The sequence below is a fragment of the Xenorhabdus beddingii genome, from assembly GCF_002127545.1.
In the GTDB taxonomy this organism is placed as follows: Bacteria; Pseudomonadota; Gammaproteobacteria; order Enterobacterales; family Enterobacteriaceae; genus Xenorhabdus; species Xenorhabdus beddingii.
The window spans coordinates 19,140-45,100 of the sequence record NZ_MUBK01000017.1; the positions used below are offsets into that span (position 1 = coordinate 19,140).

At 44.7% G+C, this 25,961-nt stretch carries 20 protein-coding genes and 2 tRNA genes; 6 read left to right on the top strand and 16 right to left on the bottom strand.

Annotated elements, in window-relative coordinates; translation table 11 throughout:
• Positions 1-5 precede the first annotated feature (5 nt).
• Positions 6-1,793, bottom strand: a complete 1,788-nt coding sequence (locus Xbed_RS11050) for a bifunctional alpha/beta hydrolase/class I SAM-dependent methyltransferase (RefSeq protein ID WP_086112986.1) — start codon at positions 1,791-1,793, stop codon at positions 6-8.
• A 9-nt stretch (positions 1,794-1,802) separates the two neighbouring features.
• Positions 1,803-2,426: a CDP-alcohol phosphatidyltransferase family protein gene (locus Xbed_RS11055; RefSeq protein ID WP_086112987.1), complete on the bottom strand. Its 624-nt coding sequence runs from the start codon at positions 2,424-2,426 to the stop codon at positions 1,803-1,805.
• Between the two features lie 191 nt (positions 2,427-2,617).
• On the opposite strand from Xbed_RS11055, the gene Xbed_RS11060 reads away from it, so the two are divergent.
• From Xbed_RS11060 to Xbed_RS11070, 3 genes are all read left to right on the top strand, one after another.
• Positions 2,618-3,304, top strand: a complete 687-nt coding sequence (locus Xbed_RS11060; protein ID WP_086112988.1) for a helix-turn-helix transcriptional regulator — start codon at positions 2,618-2,620, stop codon at positions 3,302-3,304.
• Positions 3,305-3,409: 105 nt separating this feature from the next.
• Complete coding sequence (locus tag Xbed_RS20185) at positions 3,410-4,249, top strand: VOC family protein (protein ID WP_244182471.1); 840 nt, start codon at positions 3,410-3,412, stop codon at positions 4,247-4,249.
• A gap of 310 nt (positions 4,250-4,559) precedes the next feature.
• Entirely contained in the window at positions 4,560-5,075 is a 516-nt protein-coding gene (locus Xbed_RS11070; RefSeq protein ID WP_086112989.1) for a DUF6622 family protein, read from the top strand.
• A gap of 72 nt (positions 5,076-5,147) precedes the next feature.
• On the opposite strand, the gene Xbed_RS11075 is transcribed toward Xbed_RS11070, so the two are convergent.
• Positions 5,148-5,237, bottom strand: a tRNA-Ser gene (locus tag Xbed_RS11075).
• Positions 5,238-5,351: 114 nt separating this feature from the next.
• A tRNA-Ser gene (locus tag Xbed_RS11080) sits at positions 5,352-5,441 on the bottom strand.
• A gap of 317 nt (positions 5,442-5,758) precedes the next feature.
• On the opposite strand from Xbed_RS11080, the gene ghrA reads away from it, so the two are divergent.
• Both ghrA and Xbed_RS11090 read left to right on the top strand, forming a co-directional pair.
• Positions 5,759-6,706 carry a glyoxylate/hydroxypyruvate reductase GhrA gene (gene ghrA / locus Xbed_RS11085; RefSeq protein WP_086112990.1) on the top strand — a complete coding sequence of 316 codons (948 nt, stop codon included), beginning with the start codon at positions 5,759-5,761 and terminating at the stop codon, positions 6,704-6,706.
• An 84-nt stretch (positions 6,707-6,790) separates the two neighbouring features.
• The gene (locus Xbed_RS11090) at positions 6,791-7,333 is read left to right on the top strand and encodes a TorD/DmsD family molecular chaperone (protein WP_086112991.1); all 543 of its coding nucleotides are present in this window, start codon (positions 6,791-6,793) and stop codon (positions 7,331-7,333) included.
• Between the two features lie 88 nt (positions 7,334-7,421).
• On the opposite strand, the gene Xbed_RS11095 is transcribed toward Xbed_RS11090, so the two are convergent.
• Both Xbed_RS11095 and mdtH read right to left on the bottom strand, forming a co-directional pair.
• Positions 7,422-7,985, bottom strand: coding sequence for a lipoprotein (locus Xbed_RS11095; protein WP_086112992.1), 564 nt, complete (start codon positions 7,983-7,985; stop codon positions 7,422-7,424).
• A gap of 51 nt (positions 7,986-8,036) precedes the next feature.
• A complete protein-coding gene (gene mdtH / locus Xbed_RS11100; protein ID WP_086112993.1) occupies positions 8,037-9,242 on the bottom strand; it encodes a multidrug efflux MFS transporter MdtH in 1,206 nt (401 codons plus the stop codon).
• Positions 9,243-9,415: 173 nt separating this feature from the next.
• Here mdtH and rimJ point away from each other — a divergent pair, with 173 nt between their 5' ends.
• Positions 9,416-10,003 (top strand): ribosomal protein S5-alanine N-acetyltransferase, encoded by a 588-nt coding sequence (gene rimJ / locus Xbed_RS11105; RefSeq protein WP_086112994.1) that lies wholly within the window; start codon positions 9,416-9,418, stop codon positions 10,001-10,003.
• On the opposite strand, the gene tssH is transcribed toward rimJ, so the two are convergent.
• From tssH to tssM, 10 genes are all read right to left on the bottom strand, one after another.
• Entirely contained in the window at positions 9,998-12,769 is a 2,772-nt protein-coding gene (gene tssH, locus Xbed_RS11110; RefSeq protein ID WP_086112995.1) for a type VI secretion system ATPase TssH, read from the bottom strand. The genes rimJ and tssH overlap by 6 nt on opposite strands.
• Positions 12,770-12,808: 39 nt before the next feature.
• Entirely contained in the window at positions 12,809-13,855 is a 1,047-nt protein-coding gene (gene tssG, locus Xbed_RS11115; RefSeq protein WP_422641354.1) for a type VI secretion system baseplate subunit TssG, read from the bottom strand.
• Positions 13,856-13,883: 28 nt separating this feature from the next.
• Positions 13,884-15,758: a type VI secretion system baseplate subunit TssF gene (gene tssF, locus Xbed_RS11120; protein WP_086112996.1), complete on the bottom strand. Its 1,875-nt coding sequence runs from the start codon at positions 15,756-15,758 to the stop codon at positions 13,884-13,886.
• 30 nt (positions 15,759-15,788) lie between these two features.
• The gene (locus Xbed_RS11125; RefSeq protein WP_086112997.1) at positions 15,789-16,343 is read right to left on the bottom strand and encodes a type VI secretion system baseplate subunit TssE; all 555 of its coding nucleotides are present in this window, start codon (positions 16,341-16,343) and stop codon (positions 15,789-15,791) included.
• Between the two features lie 68 nt (positions 16,344-16,411).
• Positions 16,412-18,166: a type VI secretion system-associated FHA domain protein gene (locus Xbed_RS20190; protein ID WP_244182472.1), complete on the bottom strand. Its 1,755-nt coding sequence runs from the start codon at positions 18,164-18,166 to the stop codon at positions 16,412-16,414.
• 81 nt (positions 18,167-18,247) lie between these two features.
• Complete coding sequence (locus Xbed_RS11140; RefSeq protein WP_086112998.1) at positions 18,248-18,739, bottom strand: Hcp family type VI secretion system effector; 492 nt, start codon at positions 18,737-18,739, stop codon at positions 18,248-18,250.
• A 141-nt stretch (positions 18,740-18,880) separates the two neighbouring features.
• Positions 18,881-20,383 (bottom strand): type VI secretion system contractile sheath large subunit, encoded by a 1,503-nt coding sequence (gene tssC / locus Xbed_RS11145; protein ID WP_086112999.1) that lies wholly within the window; start codon positions 20,381-20,383, stop codon positions 18,881-18,883.
• A gap of 3 nt (positions 20,384-20,386) precedes the next feature.
• Entirely contained in the window at positions 20,387-20,935 is a 549-nt protein-coding gene (gene tssB, locus Xbed_RS11150) for a type VI secretion system contractile sheath small subunit (RefSeq protein ID WP_086113000.1), read from the bottom strand.
• A gap of 115 nt (positions 20,936-21,050) precedes the next feature.
• Complete coding sequence (gene tssA, locus Xbed_RS11155) at positions 21,051-22,193, bottom strand: type VI secretion system protein TssA (RefSeq protein ID WP_086113001.1); 1,143 nt, start codon at positions 22,191-22,193, stop codon at positions 21,051-21,053.
• 49 nt (positions 22,194-22,242) lie between these two features.
• Positions 22,243-25,959 carry a type VI secretion system membrane subunit TssM gene (gene tssM, locus Xbed_RS11160; RefSeq protein ID WP_086113002.1) on the bottom strand — a complete coding sequence of 1,239 codons (3,717 nt, stop codon included), beginning with the start codon at positions 25,957-25,959 and terminating at the stop codon, positions 22,243-22,245.
• Positions 25,960-25,961: the final 2 nt, after the last annotated feature.

Below are 25,961 nucleotides of genomic sequence, written 5' to 3' on the forward strand. Positions count from 1 at the left end.
TATTCTCAACGTTGGACTTTCTTGGCGATCGATACGGTGAAAATGCCCCAGTTATCCGTTAATTGGTACTGTTTCTCAAAACCGGCGGATTCTACCAGCGCATCCATTTCTCCCTGAGTCCGTCGGCGCATGACCCACGGCTGATTTTCCCGATGGCTGGGAAGAACACGGGCGATCACTTCAAGTTGTGGATGCCAGGGTTGCCCGGTATATATCAGGTAACCATTTTCTGCAATGGCCTCAGCAAGACCGCAGAGAGAATCCCTGATCAGCGTATTGTCGGGAAATAATTCATAAAGACCGGAAACAATGCCCAATGTTGGTGTTGGCGTAATGGAAGCAATGCTTTCAGCATTAAATGCATCGCCGATAACAAAACGGATTTTATCTGTGAGATTACGTTCTTCAATATACGCTTGCCCCTGACTGACATTGAGTTCGCTATAATCCCTTAACAAAACGGAATCAATTTTGCTGAAATCATTGATTGCATCAAGAACATAGCGCCCATGCCCGGCAGCGATATCAACAATATGAACGGGTTGGTTTTGTTGATGCAAATAACGAATGGCCTGACGGATTAATGTTTCCATATTGACCTTGCGTTGCCGTATGCCGCGCCAGCCAATGTTGCCCCTGAGATAGTGTTGATCCACGATACGCCCCCAGACTCCCCGGCCTTGTGGTTGATCGCGGTAGACATAATCCAGTGTGGAGCCGGAATCAAAACCTGTCTCAAGACCGAGGCGAATGCCTTCGGAAGCCTTGCCCCAGCGTGTACTCATCGCCTTGCGCATCAATTTATAGCTGAGGTTTTTGGGGCATAGACGGGGTAACGGAAGCATTAATTCACGAAATTCGTCAGCGGTATGGCTCCAGGTATCTTCATGGCGGTAATCATGTTGATGACGTGGGATTGCAAAAACGCGCTCAATAAAAGGACGTATTTTGTCGAAGACTAAATGGCGATCTTTTTCACCCAGCGTATCGTGGTAGAACCCTTCCATGACATGCTTCTCTTTAATCGGGGTATTCAGCCGCTGGTAAAATTGATGCTGCGGTTTATGGTGTACGACATAATCACTCCCAGAAATAACGAGTTGAGTTGGCAACGTTATGGCGCTGGCATCTTTTACCACGCGCTCTGAGGTTTGATAAAGTTCCAGCAGAATATTGACGGCAATCTCGCGAGTAATGAGTGGATCATTATCATAGGATGTAACGCGGGCTGCATCGTGAGTCAGGAATTTGGCTTTGACATAGGAATTGACAAAAAACATCCCCTGTACTTTTTGCATTAATCGCAAGCCTGCTACCGCAAAGGGGACATACAGTTTGATATCAAATGCAGGTGCGGCGAGGATCATCGCCCGGATTTTTGGCGCGTAATCATGTACCCAGGCAGACACCAATACTGCGCCGACACTTTGCCCAATCACCACAATATTCTCCATTGCGATGGCGTAATGGGCGGCAATAAATCTCACAAACTCATCGACATCACGAATCGACGTCCCCATTGATGGGCTATAACCTCGTGGCCCTTCTGTTTTCCCGTGTCCACGGGCATCCCATGCAAACATCGGCACATCAGGCAGAGCGAGTTCGTCAACAACATGTTGGATTCGCCCTGAGTGCTCATGACCACGGTGAAAAATGATAATGGCTTTCTCAGCCTTAGCCTGTTCTTGTGGCCAATAACGGTAAAACAGGGAAGCCGAATCTGATGTGGTGAAATAATGTTCTTCAGCAATCCGATGATTTGATGGCTGTGTTTTCGATAAATGAGTCATGTTAATGCCTTATTTGGACAGTGTTTTTTCAGCCAGCCTGATTTCACGTAAGGCTTTAACGATACGCTGATAGCACGTTATCAAGAGCAGAATGCTTATGAGAGGAAATAAATAGTGGCTCCAGCTCAAGGTGGAAGGGAAAATGGCAATCATCAAGCCATAAGTACCGAAGACAAAAGCCCGGTCACTTTTTCCCATTGGGCCGTCGTAGCGCCGTGATGCGCCAATGGTTTGCGCCAAAACGCCGATAAATTCTGTCAGGATAGTCAGAAATAAGATAATCAGCAGACCCGTACTACTGACATTAGGCAGAAAACAGAAGGGGAGATAGAGTGCGAGATCGGAAATGACATCCCCAAGCTCATTATAAATAGCCCCTAAATCAGATTGCTGGTGGTGTTCCCGTGCCAGCATTCCATCAATCGCATTCAGTGCCATGCGGATGAAAAGAACAACCGGCAACAACCCATAGAGAGCGAAAGAAGGAAACAGGCTTAATAATAAACCCACCGCGATTGATAAAAACATCGCTCCCAAGGTAACTTGGTTGGCGGTGATCCCCTGTTTGTGCAAAGAAATGACGATAGGACGTAACAGATCCTGAAAACGAGGTTTAAGATTATAGATGGTCATCTTGTCCTAAGTTCCTTATAGGTCAAATTATCATCATTATTAATAAAATAAAAAAGGTAAAAAGGCAACCCAATAAAGATAACTTATCTTGACGATCAAGAAATTATTGAATTAATTAATGTGTTATTAGAAGTGATGATAATCTTACGGGTTTTGGTGAACAGGTTGGTTAATATTAAGGATACAAGGCATTGTCCAGGGCACAACGTTTGTTATCTCTTATGGAGATTTTGCGCAGCTATCATTTTCCTGTACAGGGCAAAGTGTTAGCACAAAAATTAAACATCAGTTTAAGAACCGTTTATCGGGATATTGCCACCTTACAGTCTCAAGGTGCAATCATTGAAGGTGAAGCGGGCATCGGCTATGTTTTGCGACCGGGATTTGTCCTGCCACCACTGATGCTAACGCAAAATGAAATAGAAGCCTTAGCCTTGGGCGCAAGTTGGGTCGCCAAACGTGCAGACTCCCAGTTAAAAGCCTCCGCAAACAGCGCAGTAAACAAAATTGCGGCCGTCATCCCCGCAGAATTAAAGCAATTTTTGGAGACAAATTCATTATTAGTGGGGCCTGCTTCCACGAACATTCAGCCTTCCATTGATATTCCGCAAATACGGCGGGCAATCAGTCACCGGCATAAAATTACCTTCACGTATCTGGATCTGAAAGGCAATCATTCCAAAAGAACGATATGGCCATTTGCGTTGGGATATTTTGAAAATATCAGTATTGTCATTGCGTGGTGTGAATTACGGGAAGCACTCCGTCATTTCAGGTCGGATAGAATGAGCGATTTACAGATAGAAAAACAGTGTTATCCCCGTTCAAGACAGTCATTGCTGAAGGAATGGCGGGAAACAGAAAAAATACCCCATTAGTGACAATATGGCTGATGAAAGACTGCTGACAAAAACTGTCACACCGAATTGCTACCCTACGGGCACGTCATATTTCGAACCGCCATCTCACTGTGGGAGTTTTTCATGTTAACCCTAACTTTTTCGACATCGGTAAACGCAAAACCATCTCAAATCTGGGCACATTATATTGATTTTAATTTGCGGAAAAAATGGGAGATTGATCTCGAATATCTTGAATTTGAAGGTGAAATTAAAACCGGGCAATACGGCAGAATGGGATTAAAAGGCATGCCTGAGATCCGTTTTTATCTTGCGAAGATTGAAGTGAATAAAGCGTTCACCGATCAGGTTAATCTGCCACAAATGGGAATATTAACTTTTTGTCACCAAATTTTGACCGCTGAAAACAGCATGGCAAACCGCATTCAGGTTACGGTGACTTTTGAGCCTGAAGAGAGTATTCCGAATGCTCAGGTGGAACGTTTTTTTAAACAGGTGACAAAAGATCTGGTTGAAACGACATCACGGCTTAAAGCTGTTGTTGAAGCCAATCATATTGAAATAAATTGTTTTAAAACAAATGAAAAAATCGATTCCATCTTGGTTAAACCTAATCTTCAACTGATTTATGTCTCAGATATTGAGCGTTCTACGATTTTTTATAAAACACTTTTCAATGCTGAACCCCTTTTTTCCAGCCCCCGTTATGTGGCATTTTCTGCGGGTCAAGTGGCAATCTTTGCTATCTGGAGCGGAGGCATAAAGCCTGATAGCGCGGTTCCGCGTTTTTCTGAAATTGGCATTATGTTGCCGTCCAACGAAGACGTTGAGCAACTTTTTGAAAGATGGCAAAACAACCCAAACATTGAAATTAAGCAGGAACCTTATACTGACGTTTTTGGCCGCACTTTCCTGGTGAAAGATCCTGATGGTCATACTATTCGAGTGTGCCCCTTGGATTAAGGTCAATGAAGGAGATATTGTTTTATGTCCGTTGTTTTTTGATTTGCAGTCAACAAAAATTGCCCTTTGGAAGACGACGGATTGATATTAAGGGAGTGATTACATAGGTATAAATTGACGTTTATTTTATCTGGTTCAATGTATTCATTATATTGATAGCAAACAACATTTACTGATTGTAACTAATTCATATATAAATAGACATCTCATGAATAATGTTTTTATAGTGACTATGGTAAATAAATATGAATAATAGTATTTAATTTAAACTGTTATTCATATTGTGATCAATATGATAAGGGTAGATGACATGTCAATTTTAACTATTCTTAAAGGTACTCCTATCTGGGTTTGGATTTTATTTATTTTTCTCGTTAAACGGGGTTTCAATGCGTTATACGATAGGGAAATGAGAATTGAACGATTGTTTTTTATGCCAATAGTGTTTTTTATCTGGGCTGTTTATAACGTATTGAATGAGAAAATATATTTAACCCCTGCATTATCAATGCTTGCTCTGGGTATATTCGTGGGTGGTGTTATTGGATGGGGGCTATGGAGTCGTCAGCCCAGATTAAGAGCAGGAAGTAAGAGTGGTTTAATTATCCGATCAGGAACGCCTTTGACTTTGATCCTGATTCTTTTGGTTTTTATCGTTAAATTCATTATTTCTGTCATGTTGAATACGAGTTCTACACTATCACATTCTTTTAATTTTAATTTGCTGTTTGGTTTTGTCAGTGGCTTATCTGCCGGTGTTTTTTGGGGAGGAACTCTTAATTTATTTACTCATTATCATAAAAATAATTCAAAACAGATGCAGTGAGATAACGGTATGTTTGAGAACGGAATAAACGCAAAAAAGCCTGAACATGAGTTCAGGCTTTTTCACAAAATATGGCGGTGAGGGAGGGATTCGAACCCTCGATACGTTTTCACGTATACACACTTTCCAGGCGTGCTCCTTCAGCCTCTCGGACACCTCACCGAATTTTGTTGTTGCAGTATTCCATCGGAATATTTTCTGCAATATGCCAACCGTTTTTAATCGGTCAGACATTAAAAAAGCCTGAGCGTTTTGTTCAGGCTCTTTCATAGAATATGGCGGTGAGGGAGGGATTCGAACCCTCGATACGTTTTCACGTATACACACTTTCCAGGCGTGCTCCTTCAGCCTCTCGGACACCTCACCGTATTTTGTTGTTGCGGTCAATTAAATTGAATTCATCGCTGCAACGGGGCGCTACTATAGGGAAAAGCAGGGCGGGCGTCAACAGGCTTATAACGATTTTTTCCGGCTTTTTGACTGATTAGACAAATAAAAAACAATCTGTGTGCTTGGTAATCGGTTATGAAAGGGAAAGTGCTTTTTTTTTTTGCAACGGATCATCACAAATATGTTAAGCAGATAACATTATTAATATTTTCATCCCCGTCTTTCTACCGGACGCTTGCAACCTTTCGGCAATGGGTTAACCCTATCATAAAAACAAAAAGGAAAAAGATTTTATGAACATCATTTTTTTTCACCCTTCCTTTACTTTTAATGTTGATAAATGGCTCCAGGGAATACAGGCCAGATTACCTGAAGCCAACGTCCGGCAATGGGTTCATGGTGATGATGCCCCCGCTGATTATGCGCTGGTTTGGTTGCCACCCTATGAAATGTTAGCGGATCGTCAGGATATCAAAGGCATATTTTCACTCGGTGCGGGTGTGGATGCGGTCCTCAAACAAGAATTGGAAAATCCGGGTATGTTGCCTGCGGGGGTTCCATTAATACGCCTTGAAGATACGGGCATGGCCCGGCAGATGCAGGAATATGCTGTTGCTGCGGTTTTATACTATTTCCGTCGTATGGATGAATATAAACAATATCAGGGGCAGCGTGTGTGGAAGCCAATGGCTCCCCATCATCGAAAAGAATTTGTTATCGGCGTTTTAGGGGCAGGGGTTTTAGGGCGTAGCGTTATTGAAAAATTGCGGGAATTTGATTTCAAGGTTCGGTGCTGGAGCCGTCGCCCAAAACAAATCGATCAAGTGGAAAGTTTTTACGGAGAAGATCAACTAAGTGATTTTCTTTCTGAATGTAAAGTATTGATTAATATTCTGCCAGATACACCAGAAACGCAGGGTATCCTCAATTTTTCTTTGTTTAGTCAATTAAAATCAGGTTCCTATATCATTAATATGGCGCGGGGTGCCCAACTCGTCGAACAGGATTTATTGGTTGCCATTGATGCCGGCTTTGTGACGGGAGCAACACTTGATGTCTTTGTTAAAGAGCCATTGTCCGATCTTCATCCTTTCTGGACTCATCCCCGCATTAATATTACACCGCATATTGCGGCAATTACCCTTCCCGATGAGGCGATGGATGTCATCTGCGAAAATATCCGACGGATCGAAAAGGGTGAGGCACCCACCGGCCTTGTTGATATAGAGCGCGGTTATTAACAAGGTGCTTTACAGCAAGGCAGGCGATTAGGGACAATAACAGTTATTTATTGTTTAGGTGAGTTACTTGGATTGGATGAAGTCATGAACGAATTTTCTATTGTTTGCCGTATTTTGGGAACACTGTTTAACCGTGCACCACAAGATCCTGTTCTGCAACCTTTAATTACCATGATTGCTGAAGGGAAATTGAAACAGGCGTGGCCTTTGGAACAGGATGAAGGGTTGGATCGGTTACAGAAAAACAGCGAATTGTCGGTGATTGCAGCGGATTATCAATCTCTGTTTAGCGGAGCATCTGCGGACGTAGCGGTTTGTCGTTCTGATTATACTGATGAAAAGGAAAGTGAAGTCCGTCAGTTTTTAACGGAAAGGGGGATGCCGTTATCTGAAGCCCCGGTTGATCAATTCGGCTCTCTGTTGTTGGCGGCGTCATGGCTGGAAGATCAGGCGGCAGAAGACGAAGTTCAGGCGCAAATTACGTTGTTTGATGAGTACTTGCTGCCGTGGTGCGGGCAATTTCTCGGTAAAGTGGAAGCTCATGCAACCAGTGGTTTTTATCGGACGTTAGCGATTGTGACACGCGAAGCATTGCAAGCGTTGCGTGAAGAGCTTGAGTCTGCGTGACAATGTCACGTTATCGTTAAATGATGGGCAAAATAAAGGCAATTTATTAATTAATAAATTGCCTTTATTATATTATCGGTAATGAAAATTATTTATCAGTCAGACCGATAATCAATTGCCCGGGTTTAACTTCCAATCCTTTGGCTAATTTTGCCGCCGCCGCTTCCGCTTTGCTTTTTTCCGGATTCAGAACATAAACCGGATGAGTATCAAAAAATTCACTCAAAGACGTATTCAGATAAGGCATCAACGCCTTAACCGGAGCGGCGGCCTTTTCTGGGGTGGTCTGATAGTCTACAATTTCCAGCCCCTTAATGAAGATAGCCCCTTTTTCTGCATCAAATATCGGTTTCGCTCTCATCGTCAGTTTCATATCAGCCTGAATCGCTCCCAGCAAAGTGGTCAGTTGAACCTTGGCCTGAGTGGACAGTTCAATTTTTTCCGGATCCTGACGACCGACCTGACTGGTTAAATCACCCAACGTGATGTTGGCTTGAGCTACCCCTGAGATCTTGATTTGCTTCTGATAATGAACTTTTTTTAATAAATAGTCATTCAGTAAGCCTTCGCTGATGCTGACTTCCTTGAATTGATCACAGCCACTGATTAAACCGACCAGTACCAATACTGCCCCTAAGAAAAATCTTCTCATATTGTCTCCTTTTATTTTCAACGGGCAGATTTTACCTCATTTACTGCACAATTAATGTCTGTTGATAATGACGGGTTCGATCTTTTTCTGATTGAACTGGCGATGTAAAGCATAAATGGTGATTAAGCCCGCTAATCCCAGCAAAAGCCACGGCAATTGCGGTATATTCAGGTTCCGGCCCGTATCATAGAGCCATCCACCGCCGGTGTAACCGAATGCGCCACCCAGTGCCAGCCCCAATCGGCTGAATCCCATATAACTGCCACGAGCGCGTGGATCAGCCAGTGAAGCACTCAATGTTTCACGGGCCGGCTCTGCGGTTATCATGCCCAGATAAAATAAGCTGATTAAACCAAATAAGAGATGTAACTGGCTGACCCAACCGATGGGGAACATGCAGAGACTCATTAAAAACAGACCCGCCATCAAACGTTGTTCTTGCCGGAAATATTTTTCACTCCAGCGGGCGATAGGATAGAGCAGGGTCAGGGAAATCACCGCTTCAATGGCATACATCCACTTAACGGCCGCCGCAGTGCCGGAAATTTCATGGATAATGATCGGGAACATCAACATGACTTGAACTGATAAAATAAAATAACCGGTTAATGTCAGCACATAGTAAAAGAAGCGCCGATCTTTAATGACCCGCCTCATGCCCTCTTTGATCGGCGTGCGGATGGTTGAAATGCGGTATGCAGGTAAAAACCATGCATTAAATAAGGCGGTGAGTACAAATATGGCAGCCCCAATCCAGCAGACGATAGTGAAATCATATTGTAGCAACCAGCTTCCTATCAGCGCACCCACGACGGCTCCGGCACTATCCTGCATCAACAGCAGTGAGTAAAAACGCCCGCGTTCATGGGGGCGGGTCAGTTTAATGACCAATGCTGCCCTTGGGGGGTCGAAGAGCGTGCCCCCCAATCCCGACAAAACACAGGAAAGAAGCAGTATCCAAGGCTCAGAAGCGATTGCCATCAGGGCGAAACCCAGTGCCCGCAATAACATCCCCGAAACAATCATGGGCTTGGCCCCAAACTTGTCTGCGATAGCCCCACCAAAAATACCCAACCCTTGTTGTACTAACTGGCGCAGACCCAGCGCAAGGCCCACAATTACGGCGGCCCAGCCAAGTTGTTCGACGAAACGAATAGAAATTAAGGGAAAAACAACGAAAAAGCCTAAAACGACTAATAAATTATCGAATAAAAGAAAATATTTACCCAAGCTACGTGCTTGTGAAACTAATGACATTTTGCACCATTAAAATAGGAAAAATAAATATGATTTTTAGTTATTTTGGACTCAATTGGATCGTTAAGATAGGGGAGGTATAGATGATATTTTTTTATCGTAGGGGGGTGATAATCATTGCCATAACAGCTAAATTACTGAAGGGTTTTTCAAGATAAAGATCAGGAGAAAGCATGTTTGGTTATCGTTCGACGTCACCAAAAATTCGTTTTATCACGGATAGGATGGTCGTTCGTTTGGTGTATGAACGGGATGCTTATCGGTTGGCTGAATATTATGCAGAAAATAAAGATTTCCTTAAGCCGTGGGAGCCAGTAAGGGATAATAGCTTTTATCAACCTTCCGGCTGGACAAATCGACTGAACTCTATTGCCGAGTTACAAAGGCAGGAGGCGACATTTAATTTTTTATTATTGGATCTGGATGATAATGAAGTAATGGGCGTGGCCAATTTCACCAATATTATGCGTGGAGCATTCCATTCCTGCTACTTAGGCTATTCTTTAGGTGAAAAATGGCAGGGGCAAGGGTTAATGTATGAAGCATTGCAGCCGGCAATTCGCTATATGCAGCGCCATCAAAAAATGCATCGAATTATGGCTAACTATATGCCACATAACCATCGCAGTGGAAACCTGCTTAAGAAGCTGGGTTTTGAACAAGAAGGTTACGCCAAACACTACTTAATGATTGATGGTATTTGGCAAGATCATGTATTGACGGCGCTGACTGACGATTTATGGGGGAAGGTCAGTTTATGAATTTCTAGGAGAGCAGGGAAGCGCATGGAGGGTTTCTGATCCCGGTCTGGTTTGCAGATTGGAATTGTCCGTGAATTGGAATTGAAACTCACCTTGCACCAGAGATACCCGCAACTGATGATATTGCTCATCACGGGCACCGGCAGAAAGCAGTTGCTGGCTGATTTGCGGTAGCAGGGTATTTGTCAGGATAGCATCAACCATGCGCCCACCCGATTCAATTTCTGTACACCTGCTGACGATATGTTCTACCATTGCATCATCGAATGTGGCGGTAATGCCATGATTTTCCAATAGACGTTTTTTAATCCTGCCTAATTGTAGATGCACAATATTGGTCATCACTTCATTACTCAATGGATAGTAAGGAATGACCAGCAATCGCCCCAGCAGGGCGGCAGGAAACACGGTCAATAATGGCTTACGTAACAGCGTACTGAGTGTTTCTGGATCTGGAATATCGGGCACCGTGTCCTGTTGGATACAGAGTGAACTGACTAAATCAGCACCGACATTCGAGGTCAGGATAATGATGGTATTGCGGAAATCGATGTGGCGACCTTCACCATCTTCCATCCAGCCTTTGTCAAAGACCTGGAAGAAAATCTCATGGACATCGGGATGGGCTTTTTCTATTTCATCCAGCAATACCACGCTATAGGGGCGACGACGGACGGCTTCGGTCAACACCCCGCCTTCCCCATAACCGACGTAACCCGGAGGAGCACCTTTTAAGGTAGATACGGTGTGGGCTTCCTGAAATTCACTCATATTGATGGTGATCAGGTTCTGTTCGCCACCGTATAGCGTCTCTGCGAGGGCGAGGGCGGTTTCCGTTTTACCCACCCCAGAAGGGCCACATAACATGAACACACCGACAGGTTTGTTGGGATCATCCAGTTTGGCGCGTGAAGTGCGCACCCGTTTTGCAATTAACTCTAACCCATGATATTGACCAATGACACGTTGACTGAGTGTGTCAGCTAACTGTAATACGGCCTCAATTTCGTCTTTTACCATGCGGTTGAGGGGAATGCCTGTCCAGTCTGAAACCACCGAAGAAACCACGTTGTGGTCTACGGCAGCAAAGATGAGAGGTTCTTCTCCTTGTAATGCTTTTAATTGTTGCTGTAACTCCGACAGTTCAGCGTGCTTTGCTGCAAAATCTTCGTGTTGTTTTTTATGTACCTCATATTGCCCTTCGTGCATTTCGTATTGCCCTTCGTGCATTTCATATTGCCCTTCGTGCAATTGAGTGCGCAGATCAATGATTTTATCGATCAAGGCAAGCTCTTGTTCCCAGCGTTCTTGCAACTGGACGCGCTGTTCTTCTAAAGTCGATAGTTCACTGAAAATGGCTTCTGCACGGTGTTGATCGCCGATGCCCAGTTTGGATTCTCGTTCGGCAATCTCCCGTTCAATGTGCAATGCCTCTATGTGGTGACGGCAATTTTCCAGTTGTGGTGGCTCTGCATGTTGGCTGACGGCAACTCTGGCACATGCGGTATCCAGCAATGCCACCGCCTTGTCCGGCAACTGGCGGGCAGGGATATAGCGATGAGAAAGGTGTACAGCCGCTTCAACGGCTTCATCCAGCAAGAGCACATGGTGATGCTGCTCCAGGGCATGAACCAGACTGCGCAGCATCAGCAGTGCCTTGGCTTCATCGGGTTCATGAACCTGAACCACCTGAAAACGGCGGGTTAGGGCAGGATCTTTTTCAATATATTTTTTGTATTCAGACCAAGTGGTGGCACCCAGAGTGCGTAACTGACCGCGTGCCAACGCAGGTTTTAACAGGTTGGCGGCATCTCCGGTTCCTTGCTGCCCGCCCGCCCCGATTAAGGTATGGATTTCGTCAATGAACAGGATGATTGGAATGGGGCTGGATTGCACCTCGTCAATTACCTTACGTAAACGAGATTCGAACTCGCCTTTGACGCTGGCACCGGCCTGCAGCATCCCTATATCCAATAGCCAAAGCTGAACATTGCGTAAAGGGGGAGGCACTTCCCCTGACACAATCCTCAGCGCCAATCCCTCAATGACTGCGGTTTTTCCGACTCCGGCCTCACCTGTCAGTAACGGATTGTTTTGGCGGCGACGCATCAGAATATCAACGATCTGACGAATTTCTTCATCGCGCCCTGAAACGGGATCAATTTCCCCGTTGCGCGCGCGGGCTGTCAATTCTTGACCATATTGTTGTAGTGATGATGATGGCTGTAGTGATGATGGTAGCGATGCGGTTTCCTGTGTATTGATGAAGGGTGAAGTACTGGTCTGGGATTCATCGCTGTCGCTGCAAATTTCATTGAAATTATCGAGCAACGTATCTGCATTAATCCGGTCAAACTGGGGAGAAATGGCTCTCAGCGTATTGCGTAAGTTGAACGTTTTCAATAGGCCGATCAGTAAATGTGCACTGCGAATTTCATGAACGCCGAATTTAAGCGAACCATAGACCCAAGCGCGTTCTACCGCGTTATCAATATGTTCTGAAAGATCAGAGATGGCACTTGCCCCGCGTGGCAGGCGATCCAGCGCGGTCACAATATCATGGGTCAGTGTGGATTCATCCAGCGCAAAGTGACGGATAAGCTGCTGTAGGTCACTGTTTTGTTGCTGCATCAGTTGATGCAGCCAATGGACTAATTCGACATAAGGATTGCCGCGCAGTTTACAAAAGGTGGTGGCACTTTCCAAAGAGGTGAATAGAACACGGTTGAGTTTGCCAAAGAGCACAGAGCGACTGATTTCTGACATAGAGTATAATCCGTAGGCTATCGTTGACAGTGATTGCGTTTATGGGAATTCTGAGTGATAGAGCAGATCGCCGCGATGGGCGGGGTGTTCAATGTTACCCAGCCAGCTATTCAGACCCAATTTTGTCGGTTCTGATAGCTGAATGCCTTTCACATCAGACTGATGGAGTGTTAATCGGACATCCCATGCGTATTCGATCCCCAGATATTGATAAACCCAGTCACGCAATTGTTGTGATTTAGGCTCTCCCGGCAAAAACATGTTGTATTCAGCCAGGCTCAACGGGCCTAATTCAATGCGGAATTTATGTTGAATATCGTAGAGTGCGGTGCCTAAAAAGGCGGATTTGCCCAAACGGGGCATATTACGTCCTGCTTTTAATTGGGCCTGATCTTGTCTTTCTATTTTTAGCCATTGAGGAATATTCTGCACAATTTTCAGCGGAATATTGAAATAGCTGAAGAGTATTTTTTCCAACCCTTCTGCGCTATGTCCTTGGCGGGATAGATGCCCGGATAGTGAATAACGGGCATGATCACTAATCGTGTCTGTTTTTTGCTGGGCGGGCAGTCCCATCCCTGTCAGGCAGGCGAGATAATGGCAAAAGTGTTGATTATCCTGACGATCCAGAGAAACAGTGGGTTGGGCGTTAGCCCAAGCGCGATAGAACAGCAGGATGAGTCTATGGTGGAAAACATTGGTAAAGGCGTTCAGGGTCGCGTCTTGATAATTATATTGTCGGGCATAGGCATATTCGGTCAGATGTAAGGGTAATGGTCCATTGGGACCGAACAGACCAAAACTGTAAATTGACATGTCATGCAGTTTCGAGTTTTCCCGTGGTTTGACTTCCGCAATGGTGGAGGGGGCGAAAATCATGGACGCTTTTTGCCCTAACCGCAGGCGATCATATTTCGGCAATGGGGCAGACCCAAGCCTATAATATTCCCCGGATTGGGCATCTATGCGGCGTAGGGTTTGGAATAGATCGAATTTCCAGGGGGCCTGGGTGAGTTTCTGCCAAAAATCATCGGGTAAACGACAGATCCGATGAATGGAGAGGGATTTTTTTTGATTCATATGCATTTTTTGTCTTTCTATAGCAATTTATTGTTTATATCAATTTATTGTTACCCATACGCGCAGGCCAAAAACCGATATTGCCACGTTGCTGGCTATACAGGGTCATTTCAGTAAAAGAATTCATGGTGACCAGACGTGAGAAGAGCCTTTCCAGCACGCTGCCCAACAGCCACGGGCTGGTTCCTGCAAATTCTTGTTCATTCACTTCCAATCGAATGCTGACACCTCTGGCAAAGACGATCGGGCCGGGTTCAGGAACCCGTCGATAGATAGTTTTTAATGAACAATGACGAATGCCGTTAATCTGCCGGGTGATGGCCGGATCGGCCAGATTGGCGTACAGGCTCAACAATTGCCGTAGGGCCTGCGTGCCTTCCTCATCATCTTTGTCCATGAAATGGGAGTAGTTAAGTTGAAGTTGACTGATTAACTTCCATGAAGTTGAACCCTGTGCCAGCGCAGGGCGTGGCGCGGTTGGTCTTTTGAGAAACACAATTTTTTCGATGGGAATGGAATCCAGCATGGCAAAACTGTCGATATCTTGCTGGCGCAATATCGCCGATAGATCTCGGTTGGTGCACAGGGTATCGGCGATCAGAAATTTCAGTTTATTGGGCCATGGGGCATGTTGTTCATCAACAATAGAGACAAAGGTTTCTGTACCGATATAACTGGATCGGGTGCCGTAATGACGGGCATATTCAGATAAAATGCGGGGATCGCGCCGCAAAGAAAAATAAGCGCCATAGTTGCCTTTATCATCACTGAAAGTAGACCAAAAAGGTCTGAATGTTTGTGTCTCTTTGCGGGTATTATCAACGCCGTGCAGACGTTGTACCGAAAATATTTCGTAATCCAGAGGGCGGGTATTATCGACAACCAGATGATATTCATTGGAACTTTCTTCTAATGTGACTCGTTCAGTGACTTTGGGAAATAAATTAATCACAGGTGTGCTGTTTAAAGCCAAATAAGATGCATCAATCAGGCGTTCCAGATCGGCATCGACCTTCTTCAAAAGCAGTATCAATTCAAATTCATTCTCTTCTTCGGTCTGTTTCAGTAAAGATCCCATGCCACTGATACTGAAAAATTGAAAACGGGCCGGAAGAGCAAAATATTCCTGCAGTTGCCGGTAGCCACTGAAATTACGCGGATCGTTAGGTAACAATGATTGTTCATCCTCAAATCCCTCATGCTGTGGGAAGATATCAGGCAAAACCTGATATCTGGGATTATCGCCCAGCGTCTTGCATACAATGCCAACAGAATGCTCCATCATCAGTTCCAACAATTGCTGAGATTGAATATCCGGCCCTGAAAGGAAAAAGACCAGTTTGTTGAGATCCAGCTCATTGAGGAAGAATTTTTCCTTGCATTTGAGATGAATGCGCAGGGCACTGACAGCACCATATTGGTGAAGGTTTAATGCCACCAACGGAAGGTTGGCAGGAATTTTGCCAAGTTCAATATGTTGCAGGTGCAGGGGCTGTAAGGTGACATCCTGGGTTGTGGCATAGTGAAAAGTAATTCCCTCCTTTTTCAACGTCTGGCAGTGCATGATCGTTCCGCGCGGCACTAAAAATCCGTGGCTGATATCCCCTTTGCTGGTGTCAGGCTGGAGTTCAACGATCGCCATTGAAGGGGTCGGAGACAGATAATTGGGATACAGCATCTCCAGTAAATGTCCGGAAAAGTGCGGAAATTCCGCATCCATTTTCAATTGGATACGGGAAGTCAGAAACGCAAAACCTTCCATCAGACGTTCAACATAAGGATCGACAACGTCGATGCCATGCATGCCCAGACGATTGGCGACTTTAGGATAACGTTCGGCAAATTCTTTGCCCATTTCACGTAAATACACCAATTCGCGGTTGTAATACTCAAGTAGTTTACTGTCCATAACCCCTCCGGTCGTTTTTTTGGCCTAACGTTATCCGGCTTCTCTGATAGTGAAATAACCGTTTTCCAGATCTATATCACTGCGGAATAAGAATTCGAGTGGCCAGGGAACACACCACAAAAACCCTTTTATTTCTATGGATAAGGTGTTGTACAGCGTCAATGAATGGGTATCGGAAATACAATTCACTTCAAGTTCATCGGGTATGATACGGGGTTCGAATATATGAATGGCGTTAATGATTCTATATTGGATGTCTTCCCACTCTATTCCAGATAGGTATTTACCCGCCAAGGGAGTCACCCCAAAGTTATAAACTGAGCGGCGAATTTCCGAAAATGGGCTGAGATCTTGTTCCGATTCACTGTTGATACTATTGAGCAACCACTGTAAATCCCTCAAGACACTTTGTCGTAGGGTGCTGTGTGACAGAAGGCCGTTGTTAATCACCTCTTGTTGTTTATCAGGTTCATTATCGGTGAGTTTATCTAACAGAAAAGGCTGCATTCTATCTTTGGCAGTAACGCGTGCTGTGTTACTTCGGCTACGATAACCGCCATGCAGCAAAGTGATGTTGTCGTTCATGGGTTACCTATTGGTCGTCATAATGGTGGGGAGCGGTAATGAAAAAAGGGTGATAAGTAAACCCGATGTTATTTAGGGTTTCTGCCTTGGGCATTGTTATACCGGCTCACTTCTGCATCATAGGCTTGCAGGAAAGTTTCACCGAACAGAATAGAATCTTGTTCAGATTCACTGGCGGTTGTCAGGTAATATTGAGTGAGGTAATCCCACATTGAGGCTTTGTAGGTCGATGATAACGACAAACGCGGCAGGCAACCTTCGTCCCGGGCTTTTTGTTCAAGAACAGCGGGGTGGAATAAGTGCAATATATCTGCTGTGGTGGCACGCATCCCCGCAATTACACCCAATTGGTGAGCCTGCAATTCGTCCAGGATATCTTGGGTGGCCTGTTCCAGTGGCATAAACCCCGGCATATGCCCCCCAAATGCCAGCGCCAAAACAGACTGACCAGAAGGTAAAAGTTTAAAGGGATTACTGGTATCTGATTGAGTCTGGATCATGTCTGCATTGGCTTTATGCTTAAGCTGGTTACGTGAGGCATTGAGTAGCAGAATGCCTTGGGATAACTGACTGACCAGTCGCCCCAGTTGGTACATGTTGTGTTCATCAAATTGCAGTTTGTGAATACCTTTCAGCCCCATCCCCTCCAGCAAGGCCGCCAGTAGTTTCCCCCTCAATAGAGTTTCATCGTTTTGATGGTTATGTTGAGAATGGTTATGTTGAGAATGATGAGGGTGAGTTTCCTTGATGAAATTTTGTGCCTGACCGGGTTCCTGTCTGACCTTTTCGGGTTCGAAAAATGGGGGCAAAGAAGATGCCGGAGCCACAGGGGGTGTTTTAATCGGCGCTGGTGGTGTGGTTTTAACCGATGTGTTTTTAATCGATGTGTTTTTGATCGATGTGTTTTTGATCGATGTAGATACAACGTGCGGCTCAGAACTCAATTGGGGTTCAGGGCAGGTTGTACCATGATCCGGAGAACTCAAGGGTACGGCATTGTTCAGCATCATATCCAGAGGATCCCCCTTTTGGACATGTTGTGCAGGCTTGATATGCGGGTCAGCAAACAGCGTCAGTGGGTCAACCTCCTTTTTGTCATCATCTTGATTGCCATATTGTTCACGGCCTTGCAACCATTCACGGCCTTGCAATAAGGTCGTGGGGGTTTGGTCATTCAGAATATTTTCTTGTTGGAAAGCCGTATCTGAATTGAACATGGGAATGGGATCTGTAGTCCGTAATTGCAGGGCTTCAAGGCCGGTTGTCGCCTCAATCTGTGCCAATGGGTCAATCGGATTCCGCTCCTTATACTGTTGTCCTTCTGCCAGAGGGTGGTTATCGTTTAATTCCGGTGTTGCCTGATGCAAATTTGAGGGGGGCAATGTGCCGGGGGGAGTAAAAACCTGTTCAAGATTATCCCAAACTTCGTTGGGAATGTCTGATTTATTAGTCGTTGGCGGTTGTTCATTATGGGTAGCCGGAGGGGAAACCGGCGCGGGCGAACTCTGGTCAATATTCATGAGCTGAATCTGATAGTGACCGATACTCAGCCTATCCCCCTCGCGGATTTCAATCTGACGATCGGGAGCTAAGGGTATCATATTTAGCAAAACCTCAGAGGCTGAACCTTGATTATTGATCCGACATTCCCCATCAGCGGAGATGGATATAATGGCTTGTAATCGGGCAATAGCCAGCTCTTCATCGGGTAAACACCAGTTATTATCGATACTGCGGCCAATTGTGCCACCAGGAGGAAGAAAGTCATGGCTCAGTTGCGGTGGCTGGCTTGTACCCGTATTTTTCACAATGGTGAATCGCATAATTATGGATACCTGTTGTTGAGGGAATAACCTCCCAGAGAGCACCCTGGGGTTACCCTGAAGGAGGTTATTAGATATAGTTTAGCCGCCTTGATTGGAATAGGAATCCCAATCATAACTAACTTCAGCACCCTTGGCGCCAGAAGCAAACTCTTGAGAAAAATAACTTTCTTTATGTTTTTGAAAGGCAACGACGATTGAAGAATAAAAACCGCCTGCGCCGTAAGTTAAGATAGAGTCTGCGATGAGGGCATTTGTCAAAACCAATGAATACCAAGTTTCTTGTTTTCCTCCCTGACGACGGACATTCAGTGTCGCGCTTTTAATATGCGTTCCCTTGACGATATATTGACGCATGGTGATGGCTGATTTATCAAATAAAAGTTCCAGAGATAAACCAGAAACTTCTACAATACCCGCCCCTAATCCAGCGCCTTGCTTCTCGTGATTGATGCGGTTAGCCAATTGAAGTGAAAATGATTTAACCGCTGTCCACTCTTTGAATGTGCTATCACCTGATTCGCCTTTAATATCCGTAAAATTAATATATGCGTCGATACCTGCAGTAGACATATTTTGTCACCTTAATAGAATTGAATGAAATAACGGGTTCCAATAAATAAATATTGGGGTTATGCATAGAGATATATGCGTATTACGGTTTGAAGATTAGAAATGAGGGGTTGATGAGACTGAGTGGGATTTAATATTACGTTATGCTCCTTTTAATGAGGGAAGTTTTGAAACCAGGCGCAGAGAAACGGTCAAACCTTCCAGTTGGTAATGAGGGCGCAGGAAAAATTTAGCCTGATAATAGCCCGGATTGCTCTCTATTTCCTCTACCTGAACTTCGGCTGCCGCCAGCGGTTTTCTCGCTTTGGTTCCTTGTGATGAATTAACCGGATCGCCATCAACATAATTGGTGATCCAGGCATTAAGCCAACGCTCCATATCAGAGCGCTCTTGAAACGTCCCTATTTTGTCGCGCACGATACATTTCAGGTAATGCGCAAAACGGCAGCAGGCAAACAAGTAGGGAAGACGCGCGGCAAGGTTAGCATTAGCCGTGGCATCAGGATCATAGTATTCCGCTGGTTTTTGCAGTGACTGGGCACCAATAAAGGCCGCCATGTCGGTATTTTTGCGGTGCAATAACGGGATGAAACCATTCTTTGCCAACTCAGCTTCACGGCGGTCGCTAATGGCAATCTCGGTGGGGCATTTCATATCCACACCTCCATCATCAGATGGAAACGTGTAGCAAGGCAGATTTTCCACAATACCGCCGGATTCTACACCGCGAATCGCCGTACACCAGCCATACAGCTTAAAGGAGCGATTGATATTGACGGCCATGGCATACGCAGAATTTGACCACGTGTAATTATCGTGAGTCGGGCCGTCAGTGCTCTCCTCAAAATTGAAATTATCAACCGGATTAGTGAGAGCGCCGTAAGGTAAGCGGGAGAGAAAACGAGGCAGTGCCAATCCGATATAACGCACGTCTTCTGATTCGCGTAAACTGCGCCAGGAGGCATATTCCGTATTCTGGAAAATCTTGGTGAGATCCCTTGGATTGGCTAATTCCTGCCAGGATTCCATTTGCATGACGCTTGGCGAGGCCCCTGAAATGAATGGGCAGTGTGCTGCCGCGCTGATTTGAGCCATTTGGCGCAACAGTTCAACATCCGGTGCCGTATGGTCGAAATAATAATCTCCCACCAGACAACCGAAAGGTTCACCACCAAACTGACCATATTCCGCTTCATAGATTTTTTTGAACAGCGGGCTTTGATCCCAACTGATGCCCTTGAAACGTTTTAGTGTGTTGCTCAGTTCCTTTTTGGAAAGGCACATCACACGGATTTTCAACATTTCATCGGTTTCCGTGTTATTGATCAGATGATGCAAACCCCGCCAGGCCCCTTCCAGTGTCTGAAATTCCTCATGGTGCAAAATATGGTTCATCTGTTGTGATATTTTGGCATCAATTTCAGCAATCAATGACTGAATAGTCCGGTAGGTATCGCCAGAGACCGTCACCGTATTTTCCAGTGCCTGCTGGGCCAGCGTTTTCACCGCATCTTCAACGGCACTGCGTGTATGATCACTTTGCGGGCGAAATTCTTTACTCAGCAAAGTGCTCAGTTCATCAGGGGTATACTCTTTTGATGCCGGCTCTTGTTGAATGAGAGCGTCTTGTTCATTTATGCTCATCAATTACTCCTTATCATCTTCAGTGCTATCATCTTCAGTGCTCTCTTTTGAAGCGCTACCTTCGGGATTTGGAGTTTCCGCCAGTGATTTCAGTAGGGCGGGGTTTTGCAATATCTCGGAAATCAGTTGTTCCGCACCGCTTTTACCATCCATATAAGACAGCAGGTTTGCCAGTTGGGTACGGGCTTCCAGTAAATTAGCCAACGGCTCTATTCTTTCCGCTATGGCATCGGGTTGAAAATCGGCCATATTTTCGAACGATAACTCAACATTCAGTTTGCCATCCCCAGTCAGGGTATTATCAACCTGAAAAGCCACACGCGGCTTAATTGAGTTCATGCGTTCATCAAAGTTATCAATGTCAATTTCCAGAAATTTGCGATCGTTGACATCAGGCAAGGGTTCTAGAGGTTTTCCGGCCAAATCCGCGATGACTCCCATAACAAATGGCAATTGAACCACTTTTTCTGAGCCGTAAAGCTCTACATCGTATTCAATCTGTACTCTGGGAGCACGATTCCGGCCTATAAACTTTTGTCCGCTGGACTTCATGACACATTCTCCATCAAATAGGTAAATTAATATCTCTTCATCTTTCAACTAGCCGTTTTGTCACGGATATAAAGAGATGTGAGCAAATAAGTCAGTGAATTAAAACCAAGAGTGATTAATCCACACCAGAGTTGTTTGGGTCAGAGTTGCTTGGATTAAAATTGTTTGGATCAGAACCGTCCTGGCGACCAAAAATAACTTCGAGTTGATTTAAACTTTCTGGGGAAAGATCATGGATAATATTAATAAAATCACGGTCAATAAGCCGTTGAATGCGATCAATCATCATCGGCGCCGGATGGCTTGGTTCATGCTTGCGAAAATACATTTTGGCTTTTTCTAATAAAATGCGTGCTTCATCACGGTTATTGACCTCAGCGTCGAGCCAATGGAACGATGCCCCATTTCCCGCGTTGACGATGGGAGTTGTTGTTATTGATGATGATGAAGTTGTTTGTCCCACAGAGGAGTCCTGTTTGATAAGTGTTGCTGACCCCGGCAATTCTGCATGGGTAGAATTTTCTGGAATGCCCGGTTCCCGGGGATCGGATGCGGGGCAAAACCCAATAACTACATTTAACTGTTTCATGAACTGGGGCAATTCGGGGACGTGATTGTCAGATAAATGATGGCGAATAATATCCATCAGGGCGATAAGCTGTTCACGCAGGGTAATGATGGCCTTAATTTCAGGGGCATTGGCCTGTTGTTTTAATTCTTCTATTAATCGGGTGCGCCCACCCGTATAACCTTTGATTTCGCTGACTGAGCCATTAAGCAGTGAATAGACTTCCTGTAATGAGAGTTCACTCGACACACTTTTTAATATAATGGTACGTTGGGCTTTGATGGTACAAGGAGAGCCATCTTCAATGGTTGCCAGCATGTTCAGGCGCGGTAAAAGATCATATTCACCATTAAATTCCAATCTTGGCCACACGTCTTCCCAATAGTGCTTCAGACTCTGCCGAAGTAAATTCAGGCCATCAGCATAACCACACAATCCCCGAAGATTTAACCATGATTGAACCAGCGCGATGATGATACGGAGATCTTTGGTGCGGGAGAGGAGATGAATGGCCTGTTTTTCGACTTCTAACCAGTTGGGCGGCTCGGCCGGAATAAACACATCACCAAACTGTTGTTCTGGTTTTTCAATTAAGATTTGCTCTAATGCCAGAAATTCATCATCGTATTCGAGATTTTCCCCACAGGGAGACTCCGCACTGATTGGGGCAAGTAAGGTCGTAATATTCATGGTATCTTCAGCGTCTGTTCAGTTTGAAGTAAGGTGATTGATCGATTGATCATGCTGTTTTAAAAACCGTGGGATTGGGACAAACGAAAGCAGGGAGTTTAAACGGATTCAAAACACTGTTCGGGGTAAACTCCAGCAAAACAGTATGACCATTGATGTTAAACATGGCCCGTAAGCCCGTATTATCCGTCGCTGAATTCCCTGAGACGCGCTGTGCGTGATCCAGCAGTCGATTCAGCGCCCAGAAGCCAGAAGTCGATAAGTTCGACGTTGTGCCATCGCTTAAATTCAATTGGATACGAACCTGATTGGTTCTGGTCGGGCCGGGCCAGCTAATGAGCTGTGAAAGTTGAGGGCCGTGACTATATTGCAATTTCTGCCCATCGACATCCAATATCATGCTCAATATATCGTGATCCATGCTGATGGGGCGAACCATGACACGGAATAACGGCGAGGGTGTTCCACCCGTAAATAAAGTATCGCGGATAACCTGAGCCTGTTGGAAAGGTTGCAACAACGCCTCACCGCCTGGCAGGGGCTTCCCATTCACACCCGGCATAAACCGCCATTTTGGTTGGCTGGTATCTATCTTACCCACCAAATTTTTCTGGAAAAAACTCGCCATTAAACCCGTTTCAGGCGCGAACATCCGAGCCATATCATCAGGTTTGATATCCTGACGTGCTTTAGGCATTAACGGATAGCGATTATTGATGGCTTTATTACAAAAATCGCTGATTTCTGCTTTAAGCTGTTTACCGACTCTCTTCATATCACTGAGCTGGGTATCATGGCTGGCTCCAACCGCCAGTGAGGAGATCATGCTCTTGAACGGGATCGGCAGGAGTTCAGCGGCGGTTTGTAGCTGCGTGATAATATTATCGGGAGGGAATGGCATCCCGGTATTAATGGCATTTTGCACCGAAGTTAAATGCTGATATAACTGACTGACATCCTTTAAGATCGTATCAAAAGGGATATTTTTGTCTTTTGGATTGGTGGGGGTTGCCAAGTCGATAATTTGTGCAAAATGGTGTTCTATCTGTTGTTCTGGCTGCTGCTCTGGCGTAGGTTGGCTATTATTTGACAGTATTTGTTCGGCCGCTAATTGGGTTAATTTACCCGATTTATTTTTTACTGCGTTATTGAGTTTTTGCAGATCATGGCTGCTTTTATTATTCAATGTGACATTTTTGCTGATATTAATGAGCAGGCGACGCATTGGTGAGTCAAAAGAAGACAGCAAACGGGCGGTATTAATTCGTTGCTCTAAGTCAGAGATATTATTTAGACGAATATTAGTCAGAAATTTGTCCCAATGATAGATATAGTCGTTGATATAAAACTGCTTAACGGATGATTTGATTTCTTTATCTGTCCGCTTTCTCGCATAAGTGCCAAGTACCCAGCTATCTTGTGAGTATAAAGTCGCAAGAAACGTATTGAGATCCTGGTCAATCCCTTTCTGATAACCCGCAGGAGTAAACATTCCTGGTATATCGTTATTGGCCAATGTGTTATTGATCGATGTGTTATTGATCGATGCGTTATTGGCCGATGTATTGCTGGCGTATGAGAAAACTAATTCAGCCTGAGGGCCTGCAAGCATATTCAAATTGACAGGAATCAAACCGGGATCCTCCAGCAACTTATGTTTCAAATAGTTGTAGGCGCGTTGTGCGGGTGGCGTGCGGCTGATTAGTGCTTGTTTTTGCTCGACCAGACGCTCATCACGGATAAACGGTGACGTGACAGCTTGGTGATCCAGTAATTGGCCGATATGCCCATTCATTTGTTGAAACTGCTGTTGAGTTGCATCGGCTTTTAAATCAGTTTTCAAATATTGCATGACCCAGTGATGTAGAAACTGACCATCATAATGCTCAGGCTGATATAACATCTGATAGGCCTTTAGCGTAGAGTAAGTTTTCTCTATATCGTCGTCGTTATCATCATGCATTTGGTTAGTGATGAGTATGGCTATTTGTGGCAGTAGCAATTTTTGTAGCGTTTTTCTATAGAGAGACTGGCTTGCATGACTGATTTGTTCACCAGAATACAGCCCCATGCGATAAGACAGTGGGGGATCTTTTAAAGAAAAATCCGGGCTTTGATCTAAATGGGCCAGACTGTTTAAAATGGGAAGCAGGGCATAAACTGAACTGTTTTCCTTCAAATCCGAGCCTTGTTGCACAATCGCGGGAATTTTTGCCTGTACTTCCATCAGGTAATTATCATTGTTGTGGTAACTGGTCAGAAACGAATTGGTCACAAACACCAATATGGCCGCCAGAACAATATATCCGAATCCATTCCACAGGCGTTTGCGGTATACCCACCAACGGTTATAGCCAGCGATGCCCGCTTCCTGAAAAATGTTTTCCAGCAAATTCCGGATAAAATAAGTTTGGCGGGCGGGCTTCGGATGCCCAATATCGTTATTATTGCCCCATGACATCGAGTCACTGTCGTTATCGGTGGCTAATTGAAAGTCATGGTTAAATTTCCCCATCACATGGTCCAATGGGACTCCTTCCTGTGTTCCACTGGTGAAATACAGCCCTCGTGGGTAACAGGGGATTTCAAATCCCGATTTGGCGAATATTATGTCAAAATAATGGGCAATCAGTGGGCGTAAGGCCGCAAATTCTTGTGGAAACAGATAGCTTTCAGCACATTGCCGGGCAGTGTGTCCGTTTAAGAGAATATCAGGGAGTTCAGCCTCCAACCGTAATTGTAATTGGCTATATTGTTGTTCAAATATTTTATTCAGATCCCAATCAATATTTTTATCCCACGGAAAATTAAATCCCCAAATTTGCTCACGCAAAGTCTTGTCAAAATGGGCGAAATAAGCGCTGAATCCTTTGAGTAAATCGGTTTTAGTGATGATGATGTAGATTGGGAATTGTATTTTGAGCTGTTCATGCAATTCCGATAAACGTCTGCGCAGCATATAGGCTTGTTGATCCCGCGCTTCAGTGGATGGATTAAGTAAATCTTCCACACTGATGGCAATCATGATCCCATTGAGTGGCTGGCGTGGACGGTATTTCTTCAACAGCCGGATAAAAACTTTCCATTCCTTGGCATCTTGCGTGTGTCGATTATCCTGAATGATGTAGCGTCCTGTGATATCGAGCAGAATGGCATTATTGGCAAACCACCAGTTACAGTTGTCTCCATTTGGCCTATTTCCATTTTTTATATTTTCATTTTCCAGGTCTGCATTTTTCATATTATACAAAGCAGATTTTCTGAAATAGCCCGCCAATGGAAAATGGAGACCAGAATTTGCCAGTGCGGTTGTTTTACCTGACTGTGGGGCACCAATAACGAGATACCAAGGTAACTGATAGAGATATTGACGACTGAAAAAGTTTATCCAATGAGGTTTATGTTGATTCAGTAAGCCGGAAAAATAGGATTTTTTCAATAAACGAGCCGCATCAGAAAAACGCTCTTTCAATGTAAGATAGTGGACATCCTGTTTATTTTCTTCTTCATCCTTACCTATATTGAATTGGCTGGCCAGTTTTTTCTTGAACCATAATTGGTACAAGCGGGGGACTAACTGATTTAAAGACCAAATCAAAAACAGACAAAGGATGGTCATTACGCGGATCGAAATAAGTTTAAAGGGGACTGTATTACCGACAGAAATAACAGGACCAATAAACCAAATAACCAAAGAGATAACGGTGACTCCGAGGAAACTCCATGTCAATCGGCTGGTGATGATAGAAAGGAGTGCATTCAGCATGT